17 protein-coding genes and 1 tRNA gene are annotated in these 18,218 nt (G+C 67.4%); 6 read left to right on the top strand and 12 right to left on the bottom strand.

Annotation, left to right across the window (positions count from 1 at the left end):
* Positions 1 to 24: 24 nt before the first annotated feature.
* The 5 genes from ASE34_RS15970 to ASE34_RS15950 all read right to left on the bottom strand — a co-directional run bounded on the left by ASE34_RS15970 (position 25) and on the right by ASE34_RS15950 (position 4,000).
* Complete coding sequence (locus ASE34_RS15970; RefSeq protein WP_056280036.1) at positions 25 to 882, bottom strand: FAD:protein FMN transferase; 858 nt, start codon at positions 880 to 882, stop codon at positions 25 to 27.
* Between the two features lie 15 nt (positions 883 to 897).
* The gene (locus ASE34_RS15965; RefSeq protein WP_056280034.1) at positions 898 to 1,368 is read right to left on the bottom strand and encodes an FMN-binding protein; all 471 of its coding nucleotides are present in this window, start codon (positions 1,366 to 1,368) and stop codon (positions 898 to 900) included.
* Between the two features lie 85 nt (positions 1,369 to 1,453).
* Positions 1,454 to 2,488, bottom strand: coding sequence for a ribose-phosphate diphosphokinase (locus ASE34_RS15960; RefSeq protein WP_053097056.1), 1,035 nt, complete (start codon positions 2,486 to 2,488; stop codon positions 1,454 to 1,456).
* Between the two features lie 8 nt (positions 2,489 to 2,496).
* Positions 2,497 to 3,927, bottom strand: coding sequence for a bifunctional UDP-N-acetylglucosamine diphosphorylase/glucosamine-1-phosphate N-acetyltransferase GlmU (gene glmU, locus ASE34_RS15955; RefSeq protein WP_056280032.1), 1,431 nt, complete (start codon positions 3,925 to 3,927; stop codon positions 2,497 to 2,499).
* Between the two features lies 1 nt (position 3,928).
* Positions 3,929 to 4,000: transfer RNA gene (locus tag ASE34_RS15950), tRNA-Gln, on the bottom strand.
* 71 nt (positions 4,001 to 4,071) lie between these two features.
* On the opposite strand from ASE34_RS15950, the gene ASE34_RS15945 reads away from it, so the two are divergent.
* Positions 4,072 to 4,566 (top strand): MarR family winged helix-turn-helix transcriptional regulator, encoded by a 495-nt coding sequence (locus ASE34_RS15945; RefSeq protein ID WP_053097060.1) that lies wholly within the window; start codon positions 4,072 to 4,074, stop codon positions 4,564 to 4,566.
* Positions 4,567 to 4,583: 17 nt separating this feature from the next.
* Positions 4,584 to 5,507 (top strand): pseudouridine synthase, encoded by a 924-nt coding sequence (locus tag ASE34_RS15940; protein WP_200955190.1) that lies wholly within the window; start codon positions 4,584 to 4,586, stop codon positions 5,505 to 5,507.
* On the opposite strand, the gene ASE34_RS15935 is transcribed toward ASE34_RS15940, so the two are convergent.
* The 6 genes from ASE34_RS15935 to ASE34_RS15910 all read right to left on the bottom strand — a co-directional run bounded on the left by ASE34_RS15935 (position 5,494) and on the right by ASE34_RS15910 (position 12,848).
* Complete coding sequence (locus tag ASE34_RS15935) at positions 5,494 to 6,153, bottom strand: methionine ABC transporter permease (RefSeq protein ID WP_053097064.1); 660 nt, start codon at positions 6,151 to 6,153, stop codon at positions 5,494 to 5,496. The genes ASE34_RS15940 and ASE34_RS15935 overlap by 14 nt on opposite strands.
* Positions 6,153 to 7,196, bottom strand: a complete 1,044-nt coding sequence (locus ASE34_RS15930) for a methionine ABC transporter ATP-binding protein (protein ID WP_056280029.1) — start codon at positions 7,194 to 7,196, stop codon at positions 6,153 to 6,155. The genes ASE34_RS15935 and ASE34_RS15930 overlap by 1 nt, the downstream gene beginning before the upstream one ends.
* Before the next feature lie 104 nt (positions 7,197 to 7,300).
* A complete protein-coding gene (locus ASE34_RS15925; RefSeq protein ID WP_053097067.1) occupies positions 7,301 to 8,215 on the bottom strand; it encodes a MetQ/NlpA family ABC transporter substrate-binding protein in 915 nt (304 codons plus the stop codon).
* A 91-nt stretch (positions 8,216 to 8,306) separates the two neighbouring features.
* Positions 8,307 to 10,109 (bottom strand): Na+/H+ antiporter, encoded by a 1,803-nt coding sequence (locus tag ASE34_RS15920; protein WP_056280027.1) that lies wholly within the window; start codon positions 10,107 to 10,109, stop codon positions 8,307 to 8,309.
* Between the two features lie 123 nt (positions 10,110 to 10,232).
* Positions 10,233 to 12,044 carry an ABC-F family ATP-binding cassette domain-containing protein gene (locus tag ASE34_RS15915; RefSeq protein ID WP_056280025.1) on the bottom strand — a complete coding sequence of 604 codons (1,812 nt, stop codon included), beginning with the start codon at positions 12,042 to 12,044 and terminating at the stop codon, positions 10,233 to 10,235.
* Between the two features lie 39 nt (positions 12,045 to 12,083).
* The gene (locus ASE34_RS15910; protein ID WP_056280023.1) at positions 12,084 to 12,848 is read right to left on the bottom strand and encodes an alpha/beta fold hydrolase; all 765 of its coding nucleotides are present in this window, start codon (positions 12,846 to 12,848) and stop codon (positions 12,084 to 12,086) included.
* 103 nt (positions 12,849 to 12,951) lie between these two features.
* On the opposite strand from ASE34_RS15910, the gene ASE34_RS15905 reads away from it, so the two are divergent.
* The 4 genes from ASE34_RS15905 to ASE34_RS15890 all read left to right on the top strand — a co-directional run bounded on the left by ASE34_RS15905 (position 12,952) and on the right by ASE34_RS15890 (position 16,920).
* Positions 12,952 to 14,295 (top strand): HNH endonuclease signature motif containing protein, encoded by a 1,344-nt coding sequence (locus tag ASE34_RS15905; protein WP_082586706.1) that lies wholly within the window; start codon positions 12,952 to 12,954, stop codon positions 14,293 to 14,295.
* 99 nt (positions 14,296 to 14,394) lie between these two features.
* Positions 14,395 to 14,979, top strand: coding sequence for a hypothetical protein (locus tag ASE34_RS15900; RefSeq protein ID WP_157538294.1), 585 nt, complete (start codon positions 14,395 to 14,397; stop codon positions 14,977 to 14,979).
* Positions 14,967 to 15,788 carry a PKD domain-containing protein gene (locus ASE34_RS15895; RefSeq protein ID WP_230100334.1) on the top strand — a complete coding sequence of 274 codons (822 nt, stop codon included), beginning with the start codon at positions 14,967 to 14,969 and terminating at the stop codon, positions 15,786 to 15,788. The genes ASE34_RS15900 and ASE34_RS15895 overlap by 13 nt, the downstream gene beginning before the upstream one ends.
* Before the next feature lie 301 nt (positions 15,789 to 16,089).
* Positions 16,090 to 16,920 (top strand): hypothetical protein, encoded by an 831-nt coding sequence (locus ASE34_RS15890; RefSeq protein ID WP_157538293.1) that lies wholly within the window; start codon positions 16,090 to 16,092, stop codon positions 16,918 to 16,920.
* 145 nt (positions 16,921 to 17,065) lie between these two features.
* Here the strand turns inward: ASE34_RS15890 and ASE34_RS15885 are convergent, their stop codons facing one another.
* Positions 17,066 to 18,187 (bottom strand): sugar-binding protein, encoded by a 1,122-nt coding sequence (locus tag ASE34_RS15885; protein ID WP_053097082.1) that lies wholly within the window; start codon positions 18,185 to 18,187, stop codon positions 17,066 to 17,068.
* Positions 18,188 to 18,218: the final 31 nt, after the last annotated feature.

Here is an 18,218-nt window from a genome sequence, read left to right as displayed (position 1 = left end):
TCTACTCTTCCCTACTTCGTTGATTCAACGGCGGGTGGTGAACAGCTGAGCGGGGCAGCCGTTCGAGCGTTCCGCCCGCCCGTCGGTCGTCATCCGCACCCACTCCACGCCCCACGATGCGGCGATCTCTGGCCCGCCCTCGAAGAACAGGGCAGTCGCGACCGCGTCCGCTCGCATCGCGTCGGGGGCGATCGCCCACGTGGCCGCCCATGTCCGCACGGGCACGCCGGTGCGAGCGTCGAGGACGTGATGCAGTCCGTCGCCCCACGCACGGCGATTGACCGCCGAGGCGCACAGCGCGGCATCCTGCAGTTCGATCACTCCGATCGCCTTCGTCGGATCGTATGGATGCTCGAGGCCCACCCGAACGGCATCGCCGCGAACTCTCATGTCACCGCCGGCATCGACCACGACACTCCCGGGAACGTCGGAGAGCACCGCGGCGACGAGGTCGACGAGGCGTCCCTTGCCGAGGGCCCCGACATCGAGGAGGGCGGGAACGGATGCCGTGGCCTCCCCCGGCGTCCAGTCCAGCAGGGACGTCCAGTCGCCGGGCGCAGCGACGGGATCGTGCGCGACGAGCGAGTACGACGAGTCGTAGCCCAGGGCCGACAGGCTGTCGGCGACGAGCGGGTTGACCGCCCCGTGGGTCGCGCGGGACAGCTCGCGGAAGGCATCGAGCATCGTTCCCGTATCAGGCGAGGAGATCGAGCCGCCGTCACGGCCGACCCGCGTGACCGAGGAGTCGTCACGGAACCGCGACCACTCTCGGTCGAACCGCTCGATCTCGGCCCCGACTCGCTCACGGTCACGCTCGTCGAGCTCGTGCGACGTCTCGATCTCCCAGGCCGTGCCGATCGCGTCGAAACGCCAGATCGCCATACGTGGTCAGGCGCCTCAGGCGGCCGCCTGCTCCTTGATCGACTCGACGGCCTCGTTGAACCCGCCGCTGGTGAGCGACGATCCGGCCACTCGACTGACCTCGATCTCGTCGAGCGACTTGCCCACGACCTCATCCGAGATCCCGTCGATGAACTGCCCCTGGTACTGCTCGCTCTCGCGTGCCTGCGGGTCACCGGTCACCTCGACCTCGGTGACCAGGCCGTCGGCGACGGTGAGGGTCACGCTGATCTTCTCGACCGTCTCGGGGGTCTGGTACGAACCGTCGGCCGTGTACGTGCCGTCGGTGTAGTCGCCGCTCGTCGATGCGCCCGAATCCGTCGACTCGGTGCTCGTGTCGGTTCCGGCGTCGGTGGACTGGTCTTCGGCATCCGCGGTGCCGGAGCAACCGGCGAGCACGAGGAGCCCGGCGACGCCGACCAGGGCGGCGCTCTTGCGAACAGAAGTCGGTACAGTCATGCGGATCATGATGGTCCTCCCGGCCTTGATCGATGTGTTGATTCGACCGTAGGGAGCCCGTCTATGTGCAGGCTGTGCCCGATATATGAGTCGCTTACGCGTCTCCGCCGAACATGCTCGTGACGGATCCGTCTTCGAAGACCTCGTGGATCGCACGCGCGAGCATCGGGGCGATCGGGAGGACCGTCAGCTTGTCCCAGCGACGCGACTCGGTGAGCGGGATCGTGTCGGTGATCACGACCTCGTCGATCGAGGCGTCCTGCAGACGCTCCGAGGCCGGATCGCTGAAGATCGCGTGCGTCGCGGCGACGATCACGCGATGCGCGCCGTTGGCCTTGAGCGCCTGCGCGGCCTTCACGATGGTTCCACCGGTGTCGATCATGTCGTCGACGAGCAGGCAGGTGCGACCCTCGACCGCTCCGACGATCTCGTGCACCGATACCTGGTTCGCGACCTTCGGGTCGCGTCGCTTGTGGATGATCGCCAGCGGGGCGCCGAGGCTGTCGGACCATGTGTCGGCCACGCGGACACGACCCATGTCGGGCGAGACGACCGTGAGGATCTCTCGGTCGGCGGGGCTCAGCGTGCGCTGGAAGTACTCGAGCAGCACGGGCTTGGCGAACAGGTGGTCGACGGGACCGTCGAAGAAGCCCTGGATCTGTGCGGCGTGCAGGTCGACGCTCATCACGCGGTCTGCGCCGGCGGTCTTCAGCAGGTCGGCGACGAGGCGGGCGCTGATCGGCTCACGGCCGCGGCCCTTCTTGTCCTGACGCGAATACGGATAGTACGGGGCGACGACGGTGATGCGCTTGGCGGACGCGCGCTTCGCGGCGTCGATCATGATGAGGGTCTCCATGAGCCACTCGTTGACCGGCTCACCGAAGGTCTGGATCAGGAAGAGGTCGCAGCCTCGGATCGACACCTCGAACCGGGCGTAGATCTCACCGGATGCGAAGGTGCGGTGCTCTGTCGGCACGACCTCTGTTCCGAGCGACGCGGCCACCGCCGCGGTGAGCTCGGGGTGCGATCGACCACCTGCGACCACGAGTCGCTTCTTGGTCTTGGCAACGAGACCCGGAGCGATGCCGTTGTCCCTGTCCAGATCGACCGTCTTCTTCTTGCGCGCCATCGTTCTGCCTACTCCGCCACTCGGGTTCGGGCTGCGGCGTCTGCCGCGCCCGTGCCTGCCCTGTTCTTCTCGACCCAACCCTCGATGTTGCGCTGAGGGGCGACGCTCATGGCAAGGGAGCCGGCGGGGACGTCCTTGCGGACGACAGCGCCAGCACCTGTCTTGGCGCCGGCTCCCAGCCTAACGGGCGCGACGAGGGTCGTGTGCGAGCCGGTGTGCACCTCGTCCTCGACCACCGTGCGGTGCTTGTTCACGTCGTCGTAGTTCGCGGTGATCGTGCTGGCACCGAGGTTGACGCCTCGCCCGATGGTCGCGTCTCCGACGTACGACAGGTGCGGCACCTTGCTGCCTTCGCCGATCTCGGCGTTCTTGGTCTCGACGTAGGCGCCGATCTTGCCTCTGGCCCCCAGGACGGTGCCCGGCCGCAGGAAGGAGAACGGTCCGACCGTGGCCTCGGCACCGATCACCGCGAGCGTCGCATCGGTGCGGCGGACGATCGCGTCCTCTCCCACCTCGCAGTCGACGAGGGTGGTGTCCGGTCCGATGATGGCGCCCTCGGCGATCGTCGTCGCCCGCAGGATGTGCGTGTTCGGGAGGATCGTGACGTCGGGCGCGAGGGTCGCGTCGTCGTCGATCCACGTCGTCGCCGGATCGATCACGGTGACGCCCTCGAGCTGCCAGCGCCGCACGATGCGGCGGTTGAGCAGACGACCGACCTCCGCGAGCTGAGCGCGGTCGTTGACGCCGTAGGTGACGGTGACGTCGGAGACGACGGATGCCGCCACACGGCTGCCATCGCGGCGGAGGAGCCCCGGCACGTCGGTCAGATACATCTCGCCCTGCGCGTTGTCGACGCCCACCGACGGCAGGTACTTGCGGAGCGTCGAGACGCGGAACACGTACATGCCCGCGTTGATCTCGCTGACGGCAGCTTCTTCGGTCGTCGCATCCTTCTGCTCGACGACGCGATCGACGCCGCCGTCGGCGTCGCGGATGACGCGGCCGTAGCCGGTCGGGTCCTCGACCACGGCGGTCATGAGGGTCGCCTCCGCCTGCGCGGCGCGGTGCGCGTCGAGGAACGAGCCCAGCGTGTCCGCATCCGCGAGAGGGCAGTCGCCCGAGAGCACGAGCACGTCGCCGTCGAAGTCGGCAGGGAGCGCGTCGACAGCCACCTGCACTGCGCGTCCGGTGCCGGGGACGTCGTCCTGATCGATGAAGACCGCGGTCGGGTAGTCCTTCTCGAGTGCGGCGACGACCTGGTCGCGTTCATGCCGCACGACGACCTCGATGTGATCGGCGCCGAGTCGCGTCGCGGTGGTCAGCACGTGGCCGACGAGCGGACGCCCGCCGATCGGGTGCAGCACCTTCGGAAGACGCGAGCGCATGCGGGTGCCCTGGCCTGCGGCGAGGACGATGATCGCGAGATGGTTCCCAGTCATGCTCCGCCGCCAGGACTCGAACCTAGACCTAACAGCTCCAAAGGCTGTCGTGCTGCCATTACACCACGGCGGACCGCGGCCCCCGAGGGCGCCGCGGATCAAGTCTGCCACGTCCACCTGCGTGCTACCGGCGATAATGGACGGATGACTGAGGCGGATGAGGTTGATCGGATCGTCGGCGCCTGGAACACCCAGCGCCCCGACCTCGACTTCTCGCCTCTCGAGGTGCTGTCGCGGATGGATCGCCTGACCAGGCTGCTCGACCGGGCTCGCAGAGATGTGTTCCGACGCAGCGACCTGGAGGCCTGGGAATGGGACGTGCTGTCGGCTCTGCGCCGCGCGGGCGCGCCCTTCCAGCTCTCCCCCAAGCAGCTGCTGCAGCAGACGCTGGTGTCGAGCGGCACCATGACCAATCGCATCGACCGTCTGGTCGGCCGACGTTTCGTGCGACGGGAGGGCGACCCGGCCGACGGCCGCAGCGTGCTCGTGACGCTCACGGACGACGGACGCATCCGGGTGGATGCCGCGATCACGCGCCTCGTCGACGTCGAGGACGACCTGCTGCAGGCGCTGTCCCGCGGTGACCGCGATCGGCTCGCTGCGTTGCTGCGCAAGCTGAGCCTGAGCTTCGACGCGTGAGGGGCTGACGGATGGGCATGCTCTCCCCTCTTCCGGTGCGCGGCGGCGTCGGCGCGACGCGTCTGCACGTGCCGATGAGCGGCGAATGGCCGACCGTCGGCGCGTACATGATCGAGCGCTTCTTCCACCTCGATCCCGAGGGGCTGCTCAGCCGCTTCGATCGCGGTGAGATCGTCGCCCGCGACGGCACCCCTCTCGCACGGGACACGCCCTTGGGGGTCGAGGAGTTCATCTGGTACTACCGCGACCCGCCCGTCGAGACCCGTCTCCCCGTGGAGATCGAGGTCCTCCATCAGGACGACGATCTGGTGGTCATCGACAAGCCGCATTTCCTGCCCACCATCCCCGGCGGGAAGTTCCTGCAGAACTCGGCGCTGATCCGACTGCGCAACCTTCTCGACAACGACGAGCTCGCCCCCATCCACCGCTTGGACAGGGCCACGGCAGGAGTGCTGATGTTCTCGGCGCGACCGGCCACGAGAGGGCCGTATCAGCTGCTCTTCGAGACGCGGCAGGTGCAGAAGGTGTACGAGGCCGTGTCGGCTCGTCCGGCCGACTGGGATGCCTCACGATTCCCGCTCGTCTACCGCAACCACATCGTGAAGCTCCGCAATGAGCTGAAGGTCCAGGTCGACGACGAGCGGGAGCCGAACGCCGAGACGCAGATCGACGTGATCGATGCCGACGATCGCGTCGTGCACACGCTCCTGCACCCGCACAGCGGCAAGATGCATCAGCTCCGCGTGCATCTCGCCGCGCTGGGGCTCGGCATCCTGAACGATCCGTTCTACCCCGAGTTGCGTGGCGAGAAGCCCGACGACTTCGAGAAGCCGATGCAGCTGCTCGCGCGCGAGCTGCACTTCGTCGATCCGCTGAGCGGCGCGCCGCGGGTCTTCACCACGACGCGCACGCTGCAGGAGGCTCCCGTCAGCGCCGCATGATCCTGCGCGCGAGCCACGTGCCGAGCATCTGCACGAGGTGGACGAAGACGACGATGAGGACGATCGCCGTCCACATGACGACCGGCTCGAACTGCCGGAAGCCGTAGATCTGGGCGAACGCGCCGAGGCCGCCGCCGCCGATGAGGCCTGCCATCGCGGTCATGTCGATCAGTGCCACCACGATGAACGTGTAGCCGAGGATCAGCGGTCCGAGCGACTCGGGGATCGCGACCGTGAACAGGATGCGCGCGGGACCTGCGCCCATGGCGCGCGCGGCTTCGATCACGCCGGGCGACACCGACACGAGGTGCTGCTCGACGATGCGGCCGATGGCGAACGCCGCGGCCAGACCGATCATGAACGCGCCGGCCGTGGTGCCGATGCCGGTGCCGACCACCGCGCGGGCGAACGGCTGCGCCACGGCGACGAAGAGCACGAACGGGATCGGGCGGAAGAAGTTCACCCCGAGGTTCGCGATGACCGACACGGCCCGGTTCTCGGCGAGCCCGCCCGGACGGGTGACATACAGGATGACGCCGATCGCGAGACCGAGGATGCCGCCCAGCACGAGTGCGAACGACGTCATGTACAGGGTCTCGAGGGCGGCCTTCCAGAGGTCGGGCCACAGTTCGTTCAGACGATCCATCAGCGTGCCTCCTCTTCTGCGATCTCGGTGACTTCGACGCGCTGGCCGATCTGCTCGAGCGCGCGGTCGATCACGGCGCTCTCACCCCGGATCGCGAGTGTGAGGTGGCCGAAGGCGCGCCCCCGGATGTCGTTGATCCCGCCGTACACGAGCTCGAAGTCGAGTCCGGCGCCGGCGAGGTCGAGGAAGACCTGAGCCTGCGACGAGTCGCCGTCGCGGAACGAGAACGTGACGAGGCGGCCCCGGTGGCGCTCCCGCAGCACGCCGAGCTCGGACGGCGACGGGACGCCCTTCACGACCGTTCCGACGAAGCGCTGCGAGGCCGGATTCTGCGGGGCGGAGAACACGTCGAAGACATCGCCCTGCTCGATCACCCGTCCGTTCTCCATGACCGCGACCTTGGTGGCGATCGTCTGGATGACGTCCATCTCGTGGGTGATGACGACGATCGTGACGCCCTGCTCCTGGTTGACCCGCTTGAGCAGGTCGAGCACCTCGTGCGTGGTCTGCGGGTCGAGTGCGCTGGTGGCCTCGTCGGCGAGGAGGATGGCCGGGCCGGTGGCGAGGGCGCGGGCGATGCCGACGCGCTGCTTCTGGCCACCGGAGAGCTGTTCGGGGTACGCCTTCGCCTTGTCGGCCAGGCCCACGAAGCTCAGCAGCTCGGCGACCCGCTTCTCGATGTCCGGCTTCGACCATCCGGCCAGCTTGAGCGGGTAGGCGATGTTCGCCTTGACGCTGCGCGAGGAGAACAGGTTGAACTGCTGGAAGATCATCCCGATGCCGCCGCGGACCTTGCGCAGCTCGCTCTCCTTGAGAGCTGTGATGTCGACGTCGTCGACGGTGATGGTCCCGCTCGTCGCCGGCTCGAGCGCGTTGATCAGTCGTACGAGCGTGGACTTGCCGGCGCCCGAGTATCCGATGATCCCGAAGACGTCGCCCTTCTCGATCGACAGGGTCACGTCGTCCACGGCCACGACCTCGGACTCGTCACGCGTGCGGGAGGGGTAGGTCTTCGAGACATTCGTCAGGGTGACGATCGGCATGCGGTACTCCGGTCTGTCTGCTTCGGGAACGAAGAATCGGGTGACGCACGAAGCGCCACCCGATTCTCCCTCATCGGACGGGGGTGTCACCCACCCCGGTCGTCCTACTTGTTGGCCTCGGTGTCCTTCTGGACCTTCTCGAGCGAGGCGACGAGATCCTCGACCGGGGTCTGCAGCGGCACGGCGGTGTCACCCGACGACTCGAGCAGGCCGGCCTGGACGTCCTCATTGGTCTGGAAGATCTCGACGAGCTTCAGGTACGTCTCGTTGTCGGCGTCCTCGGCGCGGGCCGCGAAGATGTTCACGTACGGCAGCGCGTTCGGGTCTTCAGGGTCGTCCTGAGCGATCGCATCCTCGAAGGTCAGACCCGCATCCTCGACGAAGTCGTTGTTGATGATCGCCGCCGCGACGTCGGGCAGCGACGTCGGGATCAGCGCGGCCTCGAGCGCGGTGACCTCGACCTTGGACTTGCCCGTGTCGATGTCGGAGAGGTCGGAGAAGATCGTGCCGCCGCTCTTGAGCTCGATGAGTCCGGCCGACTGCAGCACGAGCAGCGCGCGAGCCTGGTTCGATGCGTCGTCGGGAACCGCGACGGTCTCCCCCTCGGGGATGTCGTCGACATCGTCGTACTTCTGCGAGTACAGGCCCAGCGGGTAGATCGCCGTCGAGCCGACCGGCGTCAGGTCGGAGCCGGATGCCGTGTTGTACTCGGCGAGGTACACGATGTGCTGGAACTGGTTGAGGTCGATCTCACCCTCGGTCAGAGCGGGGTTCGGCTGCTCGTACGAGCCGAAGTCGACGAGCTCGACCGTGATGCCCTCGTCAGCGGCTGCCTCGACGAAAGGAGCCCACTGTGCGTCTCCCTTGCCGACGACACCGATCTTGACGGTCTCGTCCTCGGAGCCGCCGGAACCGGCGTCGGACGATGCGGTCGCGCAGCCTGCGAGTGCGACGAAGAGCGGGACCGCGGCGAGCGCGGCGATGACGGATGTGGTCCGACGGGATGCTGTGATGGACATGAGTGTTCGGGTTCCTCTCTTGGGGGACTCGAATACGTTAGGCAGGGCGACGCGCTGCGCGACAATCGAGTGTCACAGAGCGTCACAGCTCTCAGTCGTAGTCCTCGATGCCCTGCAGCCGGACCTGTTCGAGGTCGAGTCGTGCCGAGATCCGACGGACCACGAGGTCGTCGATCGTCCCGTCTCTGCGCAGCCCGAGCAGCACCTCGCGTTTGCGGTCGATGAGCGCGAGCTTGAGGCGCGTGTGCTCCTCGTGACGCAGCAGCGGCGACCGCTGCATGACGTCGACGTCGGCCGAGGTGGCGATCATCTGCAGAGTCCTGACCTCGCCGTCCGCGAGCTCACCGTCGTCGCCGACACGAGTCGCGTCCGGCAGTCGCAGCGCGACCGACGCCTCCGCGGCACCGGCATCCGCTCCCCCGCTCATCTGCTGGCCGCCGCCGAGCGGATCGGGCTCGTCGAGCATGACGTCGAGCGCCTGGGCCTCGGCATCGACGATCGCCTGTTCGCGCGCCAGCGCACGCGCGTTCGAGAACTCGAGCATCTGGTAGCCCTCGGCACGCACCTTGTCTCGGATCTCCTGACCGACGCCGTGCTCGACGGCGAGGTCGTCGAGGGCGGCCAGTGCCGCGCCCGAGATCGTCCGCTCGGCGAGCTCGTACTCCTCGGCCTCCATGTGATCGACCGGGAAACGCGCCCAGCGAACGATCGCCGGCAGCAGCGGCCCCTGTACGAGCAGGCTGAGCAGGATCACTCCCGCCGTGACGAAGACGATCTCGTCGCGTCCGGCGATCTCGCCCTCGGTCGCGCTGGCGGCCGGAACCGACAGCGCGATCGCGAGCGAGACGGCACCCCGCATGCCTGCGACCGTCGACACCGCCATCGATCGCGCCTTGGCACCACGGGACGGAAGCGCCGGATTGCGTCGCTGGAAGGGCGCGTTCAGCAGCTGGAAGAGATATCTGACGACGAGCAGCGTCCCCCACACCGCGAGGGTGATGAGCACGAGCCGGCCGATCGCTGCCGCGGAGATCTCATGCGCGACGAACTGCACCTCGAGCCCGATCAGCACGAACAGCGCTCCGTTGAGCAGGAAGACGCCGAACGGCCATGCGGCGTCGGCCTGCCGCCGCGACGAGGCTGTCGTCACCCGGGGGGAGACATAGGCGACGATGAGACCGGCGACGACGACGGCCAGCACGCCGGAGGCGTGCACGATCTCCGCGAGGAGGAACGCGCTGAACGGGATGAGCAGCAGCGCGACGTTGATGACGATCGTCGAAGAGGTGCGACGCAGCAGCAGGTACCCGAGGCCTGCGATCACGACACCGGCCGCTATTCCTCCGACATAGGAGGTGAGCACCGACATCGTCACCGACAAGGGCGTGATGTTGCCGCCGAGAGCCAGCGAGACGGCGATCGCGTAGAGCACGAGCGCGGTTCCGTCGTTCGTGAGGCTCTCGGCCTTGAGCTTCATGAACATGCGCCGGGGCAGCAGCCTGCCGAGGGCTGCCACGGCCGTCGCATCCGGCGGGGCCACTGCGGCGCCGAGGATCAGCGCGGTCTCCCACGGCATCCCGAACAGCAGACCGATGCCCGCGACGGCGAATGCGGATGCCACGACGAGCACCGTGCTCATCGGGAGGATGTAGCGGAAGTCACGGCGGATCGATCGCAGCGAGGTCGTGAGGCTCTCCCAGAACAGCATCACCGGGAGGAACAGCAGCAGGACCGTCTCAGGGGGCAGCTGGATCTCGCGGAGCTGCGGGACGAAGCCGAGCAGGAGTCCGAAGATCACGAGGACGAGCGGCAGCGCGAGTCGAACGCGCGGCGCGATCAACGTGCCCACGAGGATCGTGAGTCCGATCAGGACGGTGACCTCGAGTCCTTCCATCTGAACCTCCCGGGTACCGCAGGATCAAGCTGTGCGATCCCGGCTGGCATCGAACCCCGCCCAGAGCACAGCGCATTCGACTGCCACCGTATTCCCGCGAGGGCGGAAGGGCCAGACCTCTCGTCAGTCGAGCTCTTCGGTCAGCTCGAACCAGCGGAGTTCGAGTTCCTCGATCTCGGCCTGCTGGTCGCTGATCGCCTTCATCTTGTCGCCGAGGCCGGCGAAGTCCGACTGGTCGTGATCCGCCAGAGCGGTCTTCGCCTTGTCGACCTGCTGCGTGAGCTTCTGGATGCGGCGCTCGAGCGACGAGACCTCTTTCTGGGCGGCGCGCAGTGCGGCACCGTCGAGGCTGGGGGCCTTCTTCTCGGTGTTGACGGCCGTCTGCGACCTGCCCGGTGCCGAGGTCTGCAACTGGCGCAGGCGCAGGTACTCGTCGACGCCGCCGGGCAGGTGCCGCAGGTGGCCGTCGAGGATCGCGAACTGCTGATCGGTGACGCGCTCGAGGAAGTACCGGTCGTGGCTGACCACCAGCAGGGTTCCCGACCACGAATCGAGCAGATCCTCGATGGCCGCGAGCATGTCGGTGTCCAGGTCGTTGGTGGGCTCGTCGAGGATCAGCACGTTGGGCTGGTCGAGGAGCACGAGAAGCAGTTGCAGGCGGCGCTGCTGACCTCCGGAGAGATCCTTCACGGGGGTGGAGAGCTGCGCCGAATCGAAGCCGAGCCGCTCGAGGAGCTGGCCCGGCGTGAGCTCCTGCGCCTTCGAGCCGGATCCCATCGTGTACGAGGTGCGCAGTCGCGAGATCACGACACGCACCGGCTCGCGTCGGACGTCCTCGAGTTCGTCGAGGCGCTGCGTGAGCGTCTTCACCTTCACGGTCGTGCCGCGCTTCACACGGCCGACGGTGGGCTCGACGGTTCCCGAGATCAGGCCGAGCAGCGTCGATTTGCCGGCGCCGTTCACACCGAGGATGCCGGTGCGCTCCCCCGGTGCGATGCGCCACTCGACGTCGCGGAGGACTTCGCGGGTGCCGCCGTCGGCGGTCGGATAGGTCACTCCGACGTCGAGCAGGTCGACGACGTCCTTGCCGAGACGAGAGACGGCGAGCGACTGCAGGGAGACCTTGTCGCGGATCTCCGGCACGTCGGCGATGAGCTCGTTGGCCGCATCGATGCGGAACTTCGGCTTCGCGGTTCGCGCGGGCGCCCCTCGACGGAGCCACGCGAGCTCCTTCTTGGCGAGGTTCTGACGCTTGGCCTCGGTCGCCGCCGCCATGCGGTCGCGCTCGACGCGCTGCAGGATGTACGCCGCATAGCCGCCCTCGAAGGGCTCGACGATGCGGTCGTGCACCTCCCAGGTCTCGGTGCAGATCTCGTCGAGGAACCACCGGTCGTGAGTCACGACCATGAGCGCTCCGGAGTTCGGGCTCCACCGCTTCTTGAGGTGTCCGGCGAGCCAGGTGATGGCCTCGACGTCGAGGTGGTTGGTGGGCTCGTCGAGGGCGATGACGTCCCAGTCCCCCGTCAGCAGCTTGGCGAGTGACACGCGTCGGCGCTGGCCTCCGCTGAGGGAGCCGATCTCCGCATCCCAGGGCAGGTCCTTCAGCAGTCCCTCGATCACGTCGCGGATGCGCGGGTCGCCGGCCCACTCGTACTCCGGGGTGTCACCGACGACCGCCGCGCTGATGGTCAGGTCGTCGCTGAGGGTGTCGGCCTGGTCCAGGACGCCGATGGTCGTGCCACCGCGCACCGTGACGCGGCCCGAGTTCGGCTCCTTGATGCCGGCGAGCATTCCGAGGAGGCTCGACTTGCCGTCGCCGTTGCGGCCGACGATGCCGATGCGGTCACCTTCTTCGATGCCGAGGGTCACGGAGTCGAAGACGACCCTCGTCGGATATTCGAGATGAAGGGCTTCTGCCCCGAGAAGATGTGCCATGTCACTCCCCAGGGTAGTCGCGCGGTCTGGGTGGCCCGGTCAGCCTCCTGTCACGGCTGCCTCGCATCCGGCACCCTGCGCACGAGCGCGCCGGCCGAACAGCTCCGGGAGCGACGCCGTGAACTCCTCGAAGTGGCTGTACCAGACAGTGTGCGCGGCTCCGGGGATGCTGCGCACGTCGATGCCGTTCGCCTCGAACCGGGCGACGTCGGCGGCGGTCACCCAGTCGCTCGGGTCGGCGCGGACGATGATCGACCCCGGGTCGGGAAGCCACATGTGATCGCGGCCGCAGGAGACGGATGCCATGGTCGTCGGGTCGAAGCGGCGGGCGGCGAGGGCCTCGATCTCGGCATCCCTCTCCGAGTAGAACGGACGCGAGGCGCGGAGGTCCTCCGGCGACAGTCGCGCTTCGCGATCGCGGGCGTACCGCTCGATGAGATCGTCACGGTCGCTGCCGCCGGGGAGGACGAGTGCGGCATCGATATAGATGCCCGGTTCAGGTCGGAGCAGCGGGGCCGCCTGTGCGAGCACGCTCGCCCCGTAGGAGTGCCCGACGGCCGCGAGCGGCCGCCCCGGGGCGAGACTTCGGACGGTCTCGACCACCGACGATGCGGCCCGCTCGATCGTCAGACGCGGGTCTCGCGGGGACAGACCGTGACCGGGGAGATCGATCGCCAGCACACGGAAGCCCTGTGCAGCGAGCACCGGCATCACACGCCACCAGCTGTCGGCCGAGCCCATCATCCCGTGGAGCAGAACCACCGTACGAGGGCCGTCGCCGACGTCGACGGCGTGAAGGAGCATGACGTCAGTGTCGCATGAGTCATCACTCTTCCGGGATCATGTCGGTTCGGGAATGTCTCGAAGCTTTGTTCGAATGTCGGTGGTCCGTGATCTACTCGGAGACATGACAGCACTGCTCGACGCGACGGACACGCAAATCGCGAATCTCGCCGATCTCGTCGCCGCGTTGCAAGTCGCAGAGGCGACAGTGAGCAGCATGAGCGCCGCGCGCGACGGGCTGCTGGCGATCGCCGGTCGGCTCGCGGTCGACATCGCGAAGCAGGGGGATCACCCGGACCGGGGAGACCACTCGATCAGAACCATCGCGGCCGAGATCGGAGCCGTGCAGCATGTCAGCGATCGCACCATCGAGCGGCGGATGGCGGCGGCGGAGCTGCTGGTCGATCGGTTCCCCGCCGTCTGGGCCGCACAGGGAGCGGGGCGGATCAGCGCCGCGCACTCCCGCGTCATCGTCGACGCAGGTTCGGGCCTCGAGTCGCCCGATCACCGCGAGGCATATTCCGCGGTGATCCTTCCGCTGGCGGAGGTGGAATCGCCGAACCGACTGCGCGCGCTGGCACGCCGTGTGGCCGAGCGCTTCGCTCCGACGACAGTGTCGGAGCGGCATCGTCGCGCCAGATCTCAGCGGCGAGTCTGGGCGACGGATGGCGAAGACGGGATGGCAACGCTGCACACGCACGCGCCTGCCGCGCTCGTCCACGGCATGTTCGACCGTCTCTCGCAGATGGCGCACGCACTGCGCGTCGAGAACCTTCGCGCGAAGCGGCGGGCGGCTCGCGACGGCGATGAGTTCGAGGCGGATGATCGGACGGTCGACGAGATCCGCGCCGACCTGCTCGCCGACCTCGTGCTCAGCGGCCAGCCGACCGGGCACGACAGCGAAGACGGACTGCTGGCGACCATCAGTGCGCGCATTGAGATCACCGTTCCGGTGACGACCCTGATGGACGACGATGCGCACGAGGGGTCGGGTGCTCCGGATGCCGAGGCGGCGCCGCCCGCCGAGCTCGACGGCGTGATTCCGATCGACGTCGATACCGCGCGCCGATTGGCCGGGCAGACGAAGGGATGGGAGCGGGTGCTGACGCATCCGATCACCGGTCGCGTCCTCGCCGTCGACCGATACCGACCGAGCGGCCACCTGCGCAGGCACCTACGGGCGAGAGATCAGCGATGTCGATTCCCGGCATGCGGAGTGGCGGCGCGGAAATGCGACCTCGACCACAACCATGCTGCCTCGACGGGTGGCGCGACCTGCGAATCGAACCTGGCATCGTTCTGTCGCCGACATCACGTTCTGAAACATCACACGCCATGGCACGTCGAGCAGAAGCCCGGCGGGGTCATGGAGTGGACGAGTCCCATCGGGCGGACGTACATCGACACTCCCCCTGCACCGAACACGGTGATCTTCACCGAATCGGATGCCGTGCGTGCGCCGTTCTGAGCGGAGACGTTCGCGCTGGCGCGGACCTGTGGAGAAACGCGACGCGAGCCTGGCCGATTTCACTACGGTGGCGCGGTGACTCCTCCTCCATTGCGCCCCTTGTCCGTTCTTGCGATTCGTCACGGCAGAGGCGGTGGTGCGGCAGTTCCACGGTTGGGCGCGCGCATAGTTGCTGTCGCCGTAGTGGCGTTGGGGGTTGGCGCTCTCGCGGGATGCACCACTGAACCCGAGCCCGCCCCTACGCCCACCGCGGCCTTCGCCAACGAGGAGGAGGCGTTCGCTGCAGCGGAGAAGGTGTACCGGGCGTACAACGAGGCGTTGAACGAACTCGATCCGGCGCTCCCGGAGACGTTCGAACCGCTGTTTCTGCTAGCGAGCGGGGGTCTTGAGGCTGCGGATCGAGAGAACTTCTCGGTGATGCACGCGGAAGGCCACATCATCAGCGGCGACGCAAGGGTGGCGAGCTTCGAAGGCGAGTCGAGCTCGCCGCCCTATGACCTTGTCATCGCCGCGATATGTCTGGATGTGAGCGCGGTAAATGTGATGGATGCCAACGGCAATTCACTCGTCGCACCCGGGCGGCCGGACATGTACGCCCTATCCGTTGAGTTCGTGGCGGGGGATGACCGGCCGCTCACCATGGACTCCTCACGTCGCGTGGGAGACGAACAATGCACCGACTGATAGCTGTTGCTGCAGTCGCGGGCGCGCTCTGGTCGATGATGGCTACGGCTGACGGAAGCGACAGCGCGGGCGACTATCTGTACGGCACAGATGGTTCCTCCCTCACCATCTCCGGCACCCAGCAGCAGCCGAGCACTGATCCCGGCACCGACTCGAATTGGAGTGATGGCGGTCCGGGCGACGGCAAGGGTCCGAGCACACCGTCGGGACCGAGCCAGGAGGCGATCGACCTCGCGGCATGCATGGACGACTCGGGCACCACGCGCTGTGCGCCGCGCCCGAACCGGCCCGCTCCCCCGGCCTCCGCTCCGTCGACGCCGGGCGCGCCGACGATCACCATCTCCGACCTGGCGCGATTCGCACCGGCATCAATCCGTGCGACCGCCGAACCCGGCAACGTCGGGATCGCCGGGATGCCGACGAACTTCACGGCCGCAGCATCCACGCAGATCCAAGACGGCGAGCTGTTCGGCGCCCCGCTGCGTGTGCGCTTCGCGCCGGCCAGCTACATCTACACGTACGGCGACGGGAGCTCGGCGACCGTGACCACGCCGGGTCAGACGTGGGAGGCGCTCGGTCAGGCGCAGTTCACGCCGACCCCGACCAGCCACGTCTACCGCGAACCCGGCGTGTACCCGGCCCGCGTGGACATCCGATTCACCGCGCAGGTGGACCTCGGCGGCGGATGGATCGACATTCCCGGGCAGCTCACGACCAGCGGCGCCACGCAGGAGATCCGCATCCTCGAGGCCCGCACCGCGCTCGTCGCCCACACCTGCCACGAGAACCCGGCCGGCGTCGGCTGCTGAAGAACGCACCACAGCAGCACGACAACAAGAAAGAGCCGCCGGCCCCGAAGGTCCGAGCGGCCCTCTTCTGCCCGATGGCTGATCGCTTTCTCGTACGACTCGACGATCTCGAGGAGGCTCGGCCTTCCGAGAGCAAGTTCGCCTACGGCGCTCTGCTCCTCCAGAGGCAGCCGCCGACCGATCCCCTCCGGCTTAAACTAGGCAGGTGCCATGGAGTCGCCGGGTGTTCTCGCTCTCACTAGCCGACCGCAAGGCAAAGCTGGTGCAGTCGAGAAGGCGACCCGGTCGCTTCGAGCTCAGCGTGGATGGAATTGCGCAGTCCGTCGTCTCGATGACCGAGCCGACCGACCTCGAGTACAGCTACACCCAACACATCGCCCGCGCAATGGATGCCGCCGCCGAGCCTGGTGCGCCGCTGTTCACCGTGCATCTGGGGGCCGGAGCACTCACGCTGGCACGCTACGTCCAGGCGACGCGCGCCGGATCACCTCAGCTGGTGGTGGAGTTCGAACCCGCGCTCTACGCCGCCGTCATCGACGCGCTGCCGTTGCCTCCCGGGTCTGACATACGAGTCATCCTCGGTGACGCTCGAACGGTCGCGGACGCCGCTTTTCCGAATGAGAAGACATCGCCGGTGCAGTCATCTCCGTCCCCCGGACTTGACGACGCCGCGAGTTATCGCACCGCAATCGACACCGATTGGGTGGAGGCGTGCTTCACCGTCGTCGATCTCTGGGATGCCGCCGTCATCCGGCATCGTGTGGCCAGCCAGGAGTTCTATCGCCGGGTCGCCGCGCGCTCCGCAGCAGCGGGCGTGGTCGCCGTGAACCTGCTCGACGGGCATCCGTTCGAATACTCACGACGACAGGCCGCGACCCTGAGCACCGTGTTCGATCACGTCGCTGTCGTGCTCGACGCAGAGCCGGAAGATGCGGAAGGGCCACTCGGCAACGTCGTCATTTTCGCGAGCGATGAGCCGCTGGACAAGGTCACCGCCTCCGTTTTGCTCGACACACCGCGGCCTCATCTCCTCCGCGATGGCCCTCTGACGTCGTGGATCGCTGAAGCGCGCATCATGACAGATGCCGACGGCACAGACTCTCCCGATCCCGACGACCCCGTCTGGGGCTAGCGCCGTGTGCGGACGTCCTCCGACAGGACGTCCGCTTCCGGCCAGCGGCTCGTCCGCGCGCGGTGTGAAAAGTCGACCCGACATGGCGAAGAGCCGCCCGGACCCGAAGGTCCGGACGGCTCGTCTGCGGTGAGTGCGATGTCGCTTACTGGTACGACTTCACGATCTCGAGGAGGCTCGGCACGTTGGCGTACGCCTCAGCAGCGTTCTCCTTGGTGACGATGATCGGGTCGAGCAGGTACGCCGGAACGACCTTGGCGCCGTTGTCGTACGACTCCTCGTCGTTGACATCGACGGTCTCGCCCTTCTGCAGCTGGCCGACCATCTTGATCGACTGCTCGACGAGCAGTGCGGTGTCCTTGTTGATCGTGGAGTACTGGATGCCCTCCATGATCGACTTCACCGACTCGACCTCGGAGTCCTGACCCGTGACGACCGGAACCGGCTTGCCGGCCTGCTGCACCGAGGTGATGATGGCGCGAGCAAGGGTGTCGTTCGGCGACAGCACGCCGTCGACCACGGTGTCACCGCTGTACGACGAGGTGAGCAGCGTGTCCATACGGTTCTGCGCGTTCTCCGGAAGCCATCCCTCGGTCGCGGTCTGCGCGATCTCGGTCTGCTTCGACACGACCACCAGGTTGCCGTTGTCGATCTCCGGCTGGAGCACGTCCATGGCGCCGTCGAAGAAGACCTTCGAGTTGGCGTCATCCGGCGAGCCGGAGAAGAGCTCGATGTTGTACGGAGCCTCGTGGCCCGCACGCTCGGCGAGACCGTCGAGCAGGGCCTGGCCCTGCAGCTGGCCGACCTTGAAGTTGTCGAACGCGACGTAGTAGTCGACTGCCTCGGTGTTCTCGATGAGACGGTCGTACGCGATCACGTATGCGCCGGCATCCTTGGCCGCCTGCACCTGGGTGGCGAGCTGCTTGCCATCCTTCGCGCCGATGATGATGACCTTGGCGCCGTTGGTGACCATGGCCTGGATCTGGTTCTGCTGCTCGGCGACCGTGTTGCTCGCCGGAGCGTACTGCACGTCTGCCTTGAAGCCGGCCTCTTCCAGGCCGTCCGTGAAGAGCTGACCCGCGAGGACCCAGTTCTCACTGGTCTTGTCGGGAAGGGCGACACCGATCGAGGAGTCGGCGGCGAAGCCTGCTTCGGCCTCTTCGCCGGATCCCGTGTCGGTTCCGCCGCCGCGCTCACCGGAGCAGCCCGTGAGTGCGAAGGCAGCCGTCGCGACGAGCGCTGTCGCTGTGACGATGATCTTCTTCATGTGATCTCTTTCTGTGTGATGTGACGGATTC

Source organism: Microbacterium sp. Root280D1, assembly GCF_001428975.1.
Lineage (GTDB): Bacteria > Actinomycetota > Actinomycetes > Actinomycetales > Microbacteriaceae > Microbacterium.
The sequence above is the reverse complement of the archived record's forward strand: the minus strand, read 5'-3'. Positions and strand labels throughout refer to the sequence as shown.

Bases quoted from the DNA above. Each gene is read 5' to 3' on its own strand.
- ASE34_RS15965 (WP_056280034.1), bottom strand. From the start codon at position 1,368: ATGATCCGCATGACTGTACCGACTTCTGTTCGCAAGAGCGCCGCCCTG.
- ASE34_RS15960 (WP_053097056.1), bottom strand. From the start codon at position 2,488: ATGGCGCGCAAGAAGAAGACGGTCGATCTGGACAGGGACAACGGCATC.
- ASE34_RS15925 (WP_053097067.1), bottom strand. From the start codon at position 8,215: ATGTCCATCACAGCATCCCGTCGGACCACATCCGTCATCGCCGCGCTC.
- ASE34_RS15910 (WP_056280023.1), bottom strand. From the start codon at position 12,848: ATGCTCCTTCACGCCGTCGACGTCGGCGACGGCCCTCGTACGGTGGTT.
- ASE34_RS15915 (WP_056280025.1), bottom strand. From the start codon at position 12,044: ATGGCACATCTTCTCGGGGCAGAAGCCCTTCATCTCGAATATCCGACG.
- ASE34_RS15945 (WP_053097060.1), top strand. From the start codon at position 4,072: ATGACTGAGGCGGATGAGGTTGATCGGATCGTCGGCGCCTGGAACACC.
- ASE34_RS15905 (WP_082586706.1), top strand. From the start codon at position 12,952: ATGACAGCACTGCTCGACGCGACGGACACGCAAATCGCGAATCTCGCC.
- glmU (WP_056280032.1), bottom strand. From the start codon at position 3,927: ATGACTGGGAACCATCTCGCGATCATCGTCCTCGCCGCAGGCCAGGGC.
- ASE34_RS15920 (WP_056280027.1), bottom strand. From the start codon at position 10,109: ATGGAAGGACTCGAGGTCACCGTCCTGATCGGACTCACGATCCTCGTG.
- ASE34_RS15970 (WP_056280036.1), bottom strand. From the start codon at position 882: ATGGCGATCTGGCGTTTCGACGCGATCGGCACGGCCTGGGAGATCGAG.
- ASE34_RS15930 (WP_056280029.1), bottom strand. From the start codon at position 7,196: ATGCCGATCGTCACCCTGACGAATGTCTCGAAGACCTACCCCTCCCGC.
- ASE34_RS15940 (WP_200955190.1), top strand. From the start codon at position 4,584: ATGCTCTCCCCTCTTCCGGTGCGCGGCGGCGTCGGCGCGACGCGTCTG.
- ASE34_RS15885 (WP_053097082.1), bottom strand. From the start codon at position 18,187: ATGAAGAAGATCATCGTCACAGCGACAGCGCTCGTCGCGACGGCTGCC.
- ASE34_RS15935 (WP_053097064.1), bottom strand. From the start codon at position 6,153: ATGGATCGTCTGAACGAACTGTGGCCCGACCTCTGGAAGGCCGCCCTC.
- ASE34_RS15895 (WP_230100334.1), top strand. From the start codon at position 14,967: ATGCACCGACTGATAGCTGTTGCTGCAGTCGCGGGCGCGCTCTGGTCG.